Annotated in this window: 9 protein-coding genes; 5 read left to right on the forward strand and 4 right to left on the reverse strand. The window is 61.0% G+C overall.

From position 1 onward, the window contains the following. Positions 1-2: 2 nt before the first annotated feature. On the reverse strand, positions 3-3,011 hold the full coding sequence (locus tag DW913_RS00295; RefSeq protein ID WP_117797114.1) for a glycoside hydrolase family 2 TIM barrel-domain containing protein: 3,009 nt from the start codon (positions 3,009-3,011) through the stop codon (positions 3-5). 376 nt (positions 3,012-3,387) lie between these two features. Here DW913_RS00295 and DW913_RS00300 point away from each other — a divergent pair, with 376 nt between their 5' ends. Further along, positions 3,388-4,404, forward strand: coding sequence for a LacI family DNA-binding transcriptional regulator (locus tag DW913_RS00300; protein ID WP_117797116.1), 1,017 nt, complete (start codon positions 3,388-3,390; stop codon positions 4,402-4,404). Between the two features lie 305 nt (positions 4,405-4,709). Here the strand turns inward: DW913_RS00300 and aspS are convergent, their stop codons facing one another. After that, positions 4,710-6,497 carry an aspartate--tRNA ligase gene (aspS, locus tag DW913_RS00305; RefSeq protein ID WP_117797118.1) on the reverse strand — a complete coding sequence of 596 codons (1,788 nt, stop codon included), beginning with the start codon at positions 6,495-6,497 and terminating at the stop codon, positions 4,710-4,712. Between the two features lie 256 nt (positions 6,498-6,753). On the opposite strand from aspS, the gene serB reads away from it, so the two are divergent. From serB to DW913_RS00325, 4 genes are all read left to right on the forward strand, one after another. Next, positions 6,754-7,389 carry a phosphoserine phosphatase SerB gene (serB, locus tag DW913_RS00310; protein WP_117797120.1) on the forward strand — a complete coding sequence of 212 codons (636 nt, stop codon included), beginning with the start codon at positions 6,754-6,756 and terminating at the stop codon, positions 7,387-7,389. 114 nt (positions 7,390-7,503) lie between these two features. Next, on the forward strand, positions 7,504-8,286 hold the full coding sequence (gene larB, locus DW913_RS00315; RefSeq protein ID WP_117797122.1) for a nickel pincer cofactor biosynthesis protein LarB: 783 nt from the start codon (positions 7,504-7,506) through the stop codon (positions 8,284-8,286). A 10-nt stretch (positions 8,287-8,296) separates the two neighbouring features. After that, positions 8,297-9,214, forward strand: a complete 918-nt coding sequence (locus DW913_RS00320; protein ID WP_117797124.1) for a LarC family nickel insertion protein — start codon at positions 8,297-8,299, stop codon at positions 9,212-9,214. Between the two features lie 2 nt (positions 9,215-9,216). Beyond that, positions 9,217-9,756: a TetR/AcrR family transcriptional regulator gene (locus tag DW913_RS00325; protein WP_117797126.1), complete on the forward strand. Its 540-nt coding sequence runs from the start codon at positions 9,217-9,219 to the stop codon at positions 9,754-9,756. 300 nt (positions 9,757-10,056) lie between these two features. Here the strand turns inward: DW913_RS00325 and larD are convergent, their stop codons facing one another. Further along, complete coding sequence (larD, locus tag DW913_RS00330; RefSeq protein WP_117797128.1) at positions 10,057-10,788, reverse strand: D/L-lactic acid transporter LarD; 732 nt, start codon at positions 10,786-10,788, stop codon at positions 10,057-10,059. 49 nt (positions 10,789-10,837) lie between these two features. Then, on the reverse strand, positions 10,838-12,115 hold the full coding sequence (gene larA / locus DW913_RS00335) for a nickel-dependent lactate racemase (protein WP_117797129.1): 1,278 nt from the start codon (positions 12,113-12,115) through the stop codon (positions 10,838-10,840). Positions 12,116-12,491 lie beyond the last annotated feature (376 nt).

Here is a 12,491-nt window from a genome sequence, read left to right on the forward strand (position 1 = left end):
ACTTATGCCTCCTTAATGGGTGCCAGCGCCTGAGCCAGATCGGCAGACGTCAGCGGTCGCAGGGACACCTCAAAGCTGAAGCTCTCAAAACGGGTGCGGTAGGAATCGAGCACCTCGGAACCCCAAGAGTTCGAACCAAGGCCGAGCAGCTGGTCGTTGATATTGACCGTAACCGTGTCGCCCTTGACAAGGTCGTAGACGTGCTTGGCGTTATCTATAGCCTCGCAGCTATAGGGCCATGCCGAGAACGAGAACGGGTTGGAGGCGGCGTCGCTCGGACGCGTCACGACCAGACCGTCACCGTGGCTAGAGCGCAGGGCGACCCAACGGGTGCCCTCGCGGTTAGCACAATCCTGAGGCATAACGTAGGGCGTGAACATGTCGTCGACCGTAGTGCGGTAATGACCGACCGGGTTGGCGCGCAGCGAGTCCGGATAGTTCTCGCCCGGGCCGTGGCCATACCACTCGACGGCACGATCGCAACCGGGGACCTCGAAGGAGATGCCGATGCGCGGGATGATATCCGAGTAATCGCCGTAGGGCTCGCCGGAAACCTTGAGGTCGACTCGACCGCTCGGAAGCACGGTGTAGACGAGCTCGACGCGCATGCCGAACGCGCGGACGGGAGGAGCGATACGCTGGCTCACGGTAACGACGACCGCATTGCCATCCTGCTTCCAAGAAACCTTGCGGGTAGACGTCTGCATCACATCGATGAAGTTGTCCTTCCACAGTGAGTCATACTCCTGGGCATGGTTATCGACGAGCGGATGCCAAAAACCAACCTGGGGACCAGAGGCCATGACGTCGCGGCCGGATGCCTTCCACTCGCTCACGGTACCGTTGACTTTGCTGAAGGTCAGCTCGCCGTTGAGGGAGTGGATGCGGATCTCCTGCTCGGTCTCCTCAACCGTAAGCTCAGGACGAGCGGGGGCCACGATGGTCGGCGCCGGATGGTTTGCGATGGCAAACTGGCTAGCGCCCAGCTGGAACATCGGCTCGCACCAGACGTGAGCGGCCATGGTGTAGGCGCGCACGGTCAGCAGGGTCTCGCCCACTGCGGCCTCGCGAATCACCAGTGGCAGCTGGACGGACTCGCCGGGGGCAACCGCGCCGGGCATGAGCGTCTTGCGGCAGACCACGTCGCCGTCCACCAGGGTCTCGGCCGACAGGCAGACATCCTCGAGGGTGGTGAACCAACGCTTGTTGGTGACGGTCAGCTCGCCTGCCTCGGCGTCATAAGCCATGCGGACCGGGCAGATAACCTGGCCGTACTCGGTAAGGCCCGGACTCGGCTGCTGCCAGGGGAACACCATGCCATCGATGCAGAAGTTGCTGTTGTTGGGGTAATCGCCGTTGTCGCCACCATACATATCGTAGGCAACGCCGTCCTCGGTCACAGCAGCCAAACCGTGGTCGCACCATTCCCAAATGAACTGGCCCTGGATGCAATCCCAACGATCGAAGACCTCCTGGTACTCGGACAGGCCTCCGGGACCATTGCCCATGGAGTGACCGTACTCACAGTTGATGCGCGGCTTGGGGAATGGGTGCTCGCCAAAGTCGTTCATCTGCGAAACACGGGAGTACATCGTGGAGATAACGTCGACGGTATCGGCGTTGCGGTCCTCCTCATAATGGACCGGACGATCATCGAGCTCGTGAGCCTTGGCGTACATCGCGCGGATGTTGCAGCCATAGCCGCTCTCGTTGCCCATCGACCACATAATGATGCAGGCGTGGTTGCGCTCCTGCATCACCAGGCGCTCAATGCGGTCGACGTAGGCCGGCTCCCATGCCGGATCGTCGGTGACCAGGGCGATGTTGCCGATATTCTCGAAGCCGTGGCTCTCCATATCGGTCTCGGCGACCAGCATGATGCCATACTCATCACACAGCTCGTAGAAGCGCGGGTCATTGGCATAGTGAGAGGTGCGCACCGCGTTGATGTTGTGCCGCTTCATGAGCTCCAGGTCGCGGCGCATGCGATCGAGGCCCACGGCGCGGCCCTTGTGATCGTCGTGATCGTGGCGGTTGACGCCATGCATCTTAAAGTAGGTGCCGTTGAGGTAGATATGATTGCCCTCGACCGTCACCTCGGCAAGACCCTGGCGATGCGGAACGTACTCGCTGGCCTCGTCGCCATCGTAGACCTCAAACGTAAGGTCATAGAGGAAGGGGTCCTCGGGATTCCAGAAGTGGGCATCGGCAACGCTGCACTCGGCATGGCCGTCGACGCACTCACCCGTAGCCACCACGTTTCCGCCATCGCTGAGCGTATACACAACGCGGGTAGCGCCCTCGGCCACCGTATCGAGCGTGATCAGAGCGGCATCGCCCTCGCGGTGCGTGCGGAACCTAAAGTCGACCAGGTGCGCGGCGGGACGCTGCATAAGGTACACATCGCGGAAGATGCCCGAGGCCCACCACATGTCCTGATCCTCGATATAGCTGCCATCACTGTACTGCAGAGCCTTGACCGCAAACAGGTTGTCGCCCTCGACGAGCGCGTCGGTCACGTCAAACTCGGCAGACAGGCGCGAACCCTTGGTCATGCCGATAAACTGACCGTTGACGTACAGCTCACCATAGCTCTCGATGCCGTCAAAGCGAATGATCTCGCGAGCGCCGGCAGGCACGGCGGGAAGGTTGACGATGCGCTGGTAGACGCCCGTGGGGTCGTCGGAGGGAACGAACGGCTGATCCACCGGGAACGGGAAACCCTCGTCGGTGTAGGCAAGGTTGCCATAGCCATCCACCTGCCACAGGTGCGGAACCTCCACGTGATCCCACTCGGGCTCGTACGTGGAGAGCTCCTCGTTGGAAACGGCAGCAGGCCCCTCAAAGAGGCGGAACTGCCACGAGCCGGACAGCTGGACAAACCCGCGCGACAGCTCGCGGCTGTACGTAGCGGCGAGATCGGCGGTCTCGTAACCCATAAAGTACGCATGGGGTGCCAGGCGGTTCCTGTGGGTGAGCGCTTGGTTTTCCCAATCGTTAATGGCGTCCATGGTGATGCTCCTTCGTCATCGTAGTGATTCTTGTGCAACCGGTTGTCCTTATCTTACGGGCGATGCAAAAAATTGTGCAACCGGTTGTCCGCTGAACGGTCGATTTGGTCGGATTAACGGTGCAACCGGTTGTACAGCTGCGACACTTATGTCACCCTGAGTATCGAAACTCAGCGCAAAACATCGTTCTTAAGCTCGTAGGCAACCGCCACGCCCGCTGATATCTCACCCACACGAGACGTATTCGATTGCGGCTTGGTTGCAAAACGACACCTGTCACCGGATATCATGAACGCTGTTCAGGTGCACTATAGTAAGCTGTATCCGCACCAGCCCGTATCAGTGACAACATCGACCGCATTTTCCAGGAGACGCCATGACCCAACCAGTTCGCACCGCACCTACGCTTGCCGAGGTTGCCGCAGCTGCCGGCGTGTCGCGCTCCACGGCATCGCGCGCCCTCAACGATTCGCCCCGCATTAGCGAGGAAACCAAAAAGCGCGTCCGTGCGGCGGCCAAGAAAGTCAATTTTGTCCCCAATGCCCGTGGCCGAGCGCTCGCTGTCGGGCGCACGGAAATCATCGCCGTGCTCGTGACCGAGCCCCTGAGTGAACTCTTCAGCGACCCCACCTATAGCGAGTTTTTGAGCGGTATTACCGAGGAACTGTCGGAGTCGTCCTATCTGCCCGTTATCTTGCAGGCGTCTTCTACGCATGAGCGCAACCGCGCACGCGAGCACTTTGAGCGCCGCTCGTTCGACGCCGTGATCGACGTCTCCCCCTACAAGGGCAGCGAGCTGCTCGAGGTGCTGCGCGAGCTGGGCGTACCCACCGTGTTGTGCGGCCAGCTCGAGGGCCACCCCTATCGCGATGTGTTCTCGACGGTCTACTCTGACGACGAAGAGGGCGGACGCTTTGCGGCACACGCCATGAAGGAGTGCGGGCGCAAAGATATCGTCGCCGTGTTGGGACCGCAAGACAACCCCGCTGTTGTCGACCGCCTGCGCGGCTACCGCGCCGTCTTGGGCGAAGACCTCCCAGACGCAAACGTTATCTATACCGGCTGGAACAGCGGAGACGGCTATCAGGCCATGCGCCAGATCCTCGCGCGCAAGATTGCTTTCGATGGCGTGCTCTGCGGATCGGACCGTATCGCGGCTGGCGTCATCACCGCACTCAACGAGGCAGGCCTATCTGTTCCGGCGGAAGTTTCTGTCGTCGGCTTCGACGATCACGAGATTGCGACGCGCTGCGTCCCCGCACTCACGACCGTCCGCCAGCCCCTGCGCGAAGAAGGCCACATGGCCGCCAACATTGCGCTCGACATGATCAAGGGTGCCGAGCCCACCACCACCGTCATGCACATGCAGCTCGTTCAGAGAGACTCGCTGTAGGAAACTGGGCCGGGCTTTCCGCCAGACAGTTGCTGTGGAAAGCCCGGCCCGTTTTGAGCGCTCATTCTGGGGCACAGTTTCCGTTAGACAGCTCAACCGGAAACTGTGTCCCATTATTTTGCCGAATTCTGGGTCGCGCTTTCCCAGAGGACCCCCTTTGGGAAAGCGCGACCCGTTCTGGACGCAGATTCCGGGACGCACTTTCCGCGACGCCCGGTCATCCCATGCCCTCACAATCTCGGCGCATAAAAAACGAGGGAAGGCACGCGTCCTTCCCTCGTTGCGGGCAATATGTAGCCGCTCGCTTACATCAGGCGCAGGCTGACATCCTTGAGCTGGGCGCCGGAAACGGCACTCGGAGCGCCCGACATAAGGTCGGAGCCGCTGGCCGTCTTGGGGAACGCCATGACGTCGCGGATGGAGTCGGAACCGGTGAGCAGCATGCACACGCGATCCAGACCCAGAGCGAAACCGCCCATCGGGGGTGCACCAAACTTGAGCGCCTCCATGAGGAAGCCAAACTGCGACTCGGCGCGCTCCTCGGTAAAGCCCAGGAGCTTGAGCATGGACATCTGCATCTCGGCGTTGTGGATACGCATACCGCCGCCGCCGGCCTCAAAGCCGTCCATGACAAAGTCGTAGGTGCACGAACCGGCTGCCAGCGGGTCGGCCTCGATCTTGGCGATGTCGGTCTCGGTCGGCAGGGTGAAGGGCTGGTGCTCGGCAGCGTAAGCCTTGCGATCCTCGTCCCAGTGGAACAGCGGGAAGTTGACGACCCACAGGAAGTCGTGGCCCTCGCGCTTGATCTCGAGCGCATTGGCCATGTGGGAACGCATGCCGCCCAGGATCTCGTCGGAGAGCAGGCGCGGACCGGCGGCGAACATCACAAGGTCGCCGGGCTCGACGCCCATGCGCTCGCGCAGAGCCGCCATCTCCTCGTCCGAGAAGAACTTGACGATGGGGCTGTTGATGGAGCCGTCCTCGCGGAATGCGATCCAGGCCAGGCCCTTGGCGCCAAACGTGGAGGCCACACCGGCGAGCTTATCGATCTTGGCGCGAGCCCAGGCACCGGCGCCCTTGGCGTTGATGGCCTTGACGACGGAGCCCTCCTCGTTTGCGGCAGTCGCAAAGACCTTGAACTTGGAGTTGGCAAAGATGCCGGTCAGGTCGACCAGATGCATGCCATAGCGGGTATCGGGCTTGTCGGAGCCATAGGTGTCCATGGCCTCCCAGTAGTTCATGCGACGCAGCGGCGTGGGCATCTCGACACCCATGCGGCCGAAGGCGTCGGCCAGGACCTCTTCGAGCGCGCTCATGACGTCGTTCTGGTCCACGAAGGACATCTCGATATCGACCTGGGTGAACTCGGGCTGACGGTCGGCACGCAAGTCCTCGTCGCGGAAGCACTTGGCGACCTGGTAGTAGCGCTCGACGCCACCGACCATAAGCAGCTGCTTCAGGAGCTGCGGGGACTGCGGCAGAGCGTAGAAGTTGCCCGGCTGGATGCGGCTGGGGACGATGAAGTCGCGGGCGCCCTCGGGCGTGGACTTGAACAGGGAGGGCGTCTCGACCTCCATGAACTCACGGTTGTGCAGCGCCTCGCGAATGGCAAAGGTAAAGTCGGAGCGCAGCTTGAGGTTGGCCATCATCTCGGGACGACGGAGGTCCAGATAGCGATAACGCAGGCGGGTGTCCTCGCTGGTCTCGATGCCGTCCTCGATCTGGAACGGCGGGGTGACGGACGTGTTGAGCACCTCGGCGTGGTCGGTCAGGACCTCGATCTCGCCGGTCGCGAGCTTGGTGTTGGTGGTCTCCTCGCCACGAGCGCGCACGACGCCGTGGATCTTGATGGGCCACTCGGGGCGCATGGTCTCGGCGATCTTAAAGGCGTCGCCGTCGGAGTGCTCGGGGTCGAAGGTGAGCTGCGTGATACCCTCGCGGTCGCGAAGGTCGCAGAAGATAAGGCCGCCGTGGTCGCGGCGACGGCTCACCCAACCGGTGAGGGTGACCTCTTCGCCCACGTTCTCGCTGCGAAGCTCGCCGCAGGTACGGGTGTGCATGGAATGCTCGTCGATGGGACGGGTCTGGCTCATACCAGTGATCCTCCTTTATGGATCTGTGCCGCCCCGTGTCGTTCCGGGCGGCGTCGTACAGATTTGCCCGGCCTGCGTAAACCGCGCAGCCAGACATGGCGTTCTATCTTATCGCACCTGTGTCGATGTGCCGCGGAAAAGTAGCTCCTGCCCAAAGACTTGACGGAGACGAAACAATTGACGCGCCGCGGCACCCGCCCGCGCTCGTCACGTGCGACAATGTGCCCCAATACAACTGCACTCGGAAAGGCCCGTCATGACCGCACACCTCATCGTTATGGATATCGACTCCACGCTCATCAACCAGGAGGTCATCGACCTGTTGGGCGAAGAGGCCGGCGTGGGCGAGCAGGTGGCACAGATCACCGAACGCGCCATGCGCGGCGAGCTTGACTTTAAGCAGGCGCTCGAGGAGCGCGTGGGGCTGCTCGCCGGCCTGGACGAGAGCGTGTTCGAGCGCACCTTTGAGCGCGTGACATTTACCCCCGGCGCGTTGGAGCTTGTGCGCTCAGCACACAGCAAGGGTTGGAAGGTCGGCGTCGTGAGTGGCGGCTTTCACGAAGTCGCCGATAAGATCGTGGCCGCCGCGGGCATCGACTTTTGCCTGGCCAATCGTCTGGAGGTCGTGGACGGCAAGCTCACCGGTAAGTTGGCTGCCGACATTGTGACCAAGGAGTCCAAGCTCATCCAGCTGCTGGACTGGGCAGTTGAGTGCGGCGTCGATATGGCCCACACCGTCGCGATCGGCGACGGTGCCAACGACATCCCCATGATTCAGGCCGCGGGCACGGGCATCGCGTTTTGTGCCAAGCCCAAGACGCGCGAGGCCGCCCCGTTTGCCATCGACGAGCGCAATCTGATGCTCGCCATTGACATCATCCTGCGCGACTAGCCAATCCGTCTAGCAATTGAATCAGTCTGTCCTATAGTTTCCGAACAATTCTGTCTTAGTGTTCGGAAACATACCCTTTGAGTGCTAAACTTTGCGCCGTCGAAGGGAACATATATGGATAAGCGAGATCTAGAGCAGCTGCTGAGCGATGTTGCCGGCGGAGCAGTCACCCCTGCCGACGCCCTCACGCGCATCCAGACGGCTCCGACCGCCGATTTGGGCTTTGCGCAGCTCGACCTTTCGCGCGGGGTGCGCCAAGGAGCCGGCGAAGTTGTCTACGGCGCCGGTAAAACCGCCGAGCAAATTGCCGCCATTATCAAAGCATTACTCGATGCCGGCCAGGAGCGCATCCTGGTCACGCGCCTGGACGACGAAAAGGCAGCCCGCACCTCGGAGCTCCTCGGCAACGGCATCGACCTGGGATATGTCCCGGACGCCCAGCTCGCCCTGGTGGCTGGCAAGCCCTCCCCCAACGGCAACGGACGCATCGTCGTCGCCTGCGCCGGTACGAGCGACCTGCCCGTCGCGGAAGAAGCCGCATTAACAGCCGAGTTCTACGGCAACGAAGTCGATCGCCTCTACGACGTAGGTGTCGCCGGCCTGCACCGCCTGCTTGCGCATGCCGAGGAACTTGCCCAGGCACAGGTGGTCATCGCCATCGCCGGCATGGAGGGCGCCCTGGCGAGCGTCATCGGAGGCCTGGTGAGTTGCCCAGTCATCGCCGTTCCCACCAGCGTGGGCTACGGCGCGAACTTTGGTGGCGTGGCCGCGCTGCTCGCCATGCTCAACTCCTGCGCCAGCGGCGTTTCGGTCGTCAATATCGACAACGGCTTTGGTGCCGCCTACCAGGCAAGTCTTATCAATCATCTGAGCGCCGGCACGTCCTGCGCCCGCTAAGGAGCATTTCATGTCCAACCATCAGCACACGCTTATCATCGACGGCACCTCGGGCATCAGCGGCGACATGACCGTCGCGGCCCTGCTCGACCTGGGCGCCAGCGAGGAGCATCTGCGCGAGCAACTTGCCACGCTGCCGGTCGACGGCTTTGCGGTCGCTGTCACGCGCGTAAACAAGCATGGCATCGACGCCTGCGACTTCGATGTTCAGCTGGCTGAGGAGCTCGAAAACCACGATCACGATATGGCCTGGCTCTACGGTAATGAGACTACTGTCGAGCACGAGCATGAGCACCACCATCATGACCATGGCGAAGATGAGCACGAGCACCATCACTGCCACGAGCACGAGCATGTGGACCACGGCCATGGCCACGAGGGCCACCATCACGCCCACCACCATCACCACCGTTCTTTGGCGGATGTCACCGCCATCATCGACGGCTCGCAGCTGAGCGATGGCGCCAAGCGTCGTGCGCTCGCCATCTTTACCGCGCTCGCCGCCGCCGAGGCCGAGGCTCACGGCAAAACGCCCGAGACCGTCATGTTCCACGAGGTGGGCGCCATCGACTCCATCGTCGACGTCTGCTCTGTCGCCATCTGCCTCGACGACCTTGACATTGAGGATATTGTGGTCGATTCGCTCTCCGAGGGTCACGGTACCATCCACTGTGCCCACGGCCTTATGCCCATCCCGGTGCCCGCCGTCGTCAACCTATGCCAAGCAGGCAATATCGCCCTCACGCCCGCACCGGTCGCCGGCGAACTCGTGACGCCCACGGGCGCCGCCATCGTCGCCGCACTGCGCACGTCCGAGCACCTGCCGGCCCGCTACCGCATCGAGGCCGTCGGCTACGGCGCCGGTAAGCGCCCCTACGAGGGCTGCTCCGGCACGCTCCGCTGTCTGCTCGTTCACGCGGACGCATAGCCATGGATGCCCGCAAGGAAAAAAGCCGCGCTGCCATCGTCGCAGCATTCTCCGAGCTACTGCGCGAGGAGGACTACAGCAAGATCACCGTCGGCGACATCATCGCGCGCGCTCACGTAGGCCGCGCGACATTCTACGGTCTCTTTAAGAGCAAAGACGACCTACTGTCCGAGCTCGTGAGCGACATCTGCACCCACGCTCTCGACGACGATGGCACACCGCTCGACGACCCACTCGTGCAGGTCGAGCATATCCTCAACAACCTCTGGGAGCGCCGCCAGGGCGTCCGAGCGCTGGTAGCCGGCGCCGGCTCACGCGTCTTCGCCGACTGCTTACGCAAGACCATCATGTCACGAGCAGCCGAAACCGTCCCTACCGACCCAAACGGCCCCGCCGCCACCATGGACCGAAGCTTCCTACTACACCACATAGCCTCAAGCTTCGTAGGAATGGTTCAATGGTGGGCCTGGCACAACTTCCAAGCCAACAAATCCAACGTAGCCAAAGACTACCTCTCAGCCATACAGCCCCTCTTCAGCTAAGTAAGAAGCTCATCCCAAAGCATCACCCCAACCTAGGGCGCCACGCATCCCAAAGTGTCAACAACAGCTCAACGCCCCTATCAGCAACAAGCCCCTCCCATCCAAATTCAGATATATGTTGGGTTGCTTGCTCGAGCGCAGCAAAGATCCCGCAGCTGGCCGCATGGGGTAACTTCCCAGCGCATTCCGCAGGACGCAAAAAGGCTCGCCGCACGAAGTGCGCAGCGAGCCTTTTTGCATGTCCGAGGACGCGCTGGGAAGTTACCCCATGCGGCCAGCGGACAACTATGTAGCCTTCGACTAGAACATGCCCAGGAAACCATGCACAAACAGCGCGGCCACAATAGCACCGACAAACGGCGCGATGCCAGGAACAAGCAGACCATACTTCCAGTTGTTGTCAGCCTTGTTCTTAATCGGCAGCACCTGATAGGCCATGCGAGGGCCAAGGTCACGTGCCTGGTTCATGGCGAAGCCGGTGATGCCGCCCATGCCCATGCCAACGGCCCAGACAATCAGGCCGACGCAGATGGCGAGCAACAGAACGTTCTCACCAGCACGGCTAGCAGCAGCAAGGATGGCGCTGATAAACACGAAGGTGCAGATAGCCTCGCAGAAGAAGTTACGGGCATAGTTCGCACCCTCGGTGGTGGGGTTGGTCGAGAAGATGTTGCGCTGAGCAATGGGATCAACGACACCCTCGGAAGCCTTGAACTCATCGGCATACATAAACCAAGCGATCACAGCACCCACAAAGCCGCCGAGCATATCGGCAAGCATGAAGGGGATGCAGCTGCTCCACGGCACCAGGCCTACGATGCACTGGGCAAGCACCATGGCGGGGTTCATGCACACGGCGCCGCCAAAGACAAACAGGCAGACCGAGATGCCAAAAGACCAGGTGGTGATGGCAAACATGTGGCCGGAGCCCTGATACTTGGTGCCCTTGAGCACGGTATCGCAGTGCACGCCCACGCCAAAGATGATCATGAGGGCCGTTGCGCCGAATTCGCAGAGGAGTTTGGTAAGCATAAAACCTTATCTTTCTTGTCGGTTATAAACGATTCGTTTGAGCCGCGCACTAGTGCTGAGCGACAACAACGCCCAGGCCATCGGGAATGACGGCCACCTTGGCATCGGCACCCTTCATCTCAAAGGCGAGCTTGAGCGCCTCCTCGATAGTGTTGACCGGCGTCATGTGCATATCCTTGAGCATCTGGTGATCGCACAGGTCGGTGACCATGATCACAGGGTGATGCGCCAGGATGCGGGCGAAAATCTGGCTCGTCCACTGGTCGGGCAGGGTCTCGTCCTTAGGACGGTCGATGCAGGCACGCTCAAACTCTGCCGGATCGTTGTCGGCGATGTTGTGATAGAAGCCCTCGCCACCGTGACCGTCGGCACAACCGGCGACGTCGATGATCACGCCGCCCTCGGGAAGCGTGGCCTCGGCAGCGCACATGCCCTTCACGGCCTGGTAAATGTTCTGGTCGAGGGGGTAGCCGCCGTTGGTGGTGATGGCGATATCGCACTCGACGGGCTCAACGCCGGCAAGGCTCTTCACGAAGTCGCAGCCGGCCTCGTGCGCCTTGTGGATGTCGCCGGCAAAGGAGCCAATGACCTCGTGCTTGCCGTTGAGCACCACGTTGAGCACAAAGGCAAGGTGAGCCATCTCGGCAGCGGCAAACATATCCTCGCTCACGTGGTTGTGGCACAGGTTGCCGGCACGCGAATGGGAATCGTTCACAAACTGACCGTTGTGGTTGTACATGATGGTCTTGTAGCTAGCGATACCGGGCAGCACGGACTTACGGCTGCCAGAGAAACCGGCAAAGAAGTGCGGCTCAATGAAGCCCTCGGCAAGCAGCAGATCGCAATCGGCAGCGATCTTGTTGATGATGCACTCGCCACCAGAAGGCAGGGTTCCAATCTTTTTCATCATGCTGTCGTCGGTCGCGACATGCATAACGATTTCCTCGTTGGCAACGATGTCCTCGCCATACTTGTTGACGAGCTCCTCGTGCGTCGACGGACGGTGCATACCCGTAGCAACCAAAATACGCACACGCGCCTCGGGCGCAGCGGCATGAATGTGATGCAGCAGAATAGGCATCGTCACACGCGAAGGAACGGGACGCGTATGGTCGGAACTAATGATGACGATGTCCTTTTTGCCAGCACAAAGCTCCTCGAGCGAAGGCGAGCCATAAGGGTTGGCAAGCGACTCCTCTACCAGCTCTTCCTGAGATTTTGTAGTCTTAAACTCGTTTTGATGACCTTCCATCACACCCGCGAAGTTCTTATCCTCGAGCTCCAGATGCAACGTCTTGTGGTCAAACGGCAGTTCACATTCAAACAATGATGAGCGCCCTCTTCCTTTCAACTGACACACTAGATAAACCGTTGGAAGGATACGCCGCTCACCGAAAAACACCACCGTCCACCGACTCATTAACACAACGTTCATATTTGACCCACAACAAAACGGCCGCGACCCCAAACGGGACCACGGCCGGAACAGTCGTAAGGCGAGAAGCGCCAAATGCGCCACCAGGATAGACCCCATCCAAAACGCTCGAAGCGCACTATATTCCCTCAGCCCGTAATCCGCCGAAGACCGGACATCGCAGGGCCCGCCATCAGTTTACTTTTAGGCACACTCCGCAGGACGCAAGAAGCCCTCGCCGCACAAAGTGCGCAGCGAGGGCTTCTTGCATGTCCGAGGACGTGCCTAA

This window comes from Collinsella sp. AM42-18AC, from assembly GCF_003467965.1.
Taxonomy (GTDB): Bacteria; Actinomycetota; Coriobacteriia; order Coriobacteriales; family Coriobacteriaceae; genus Collinsella.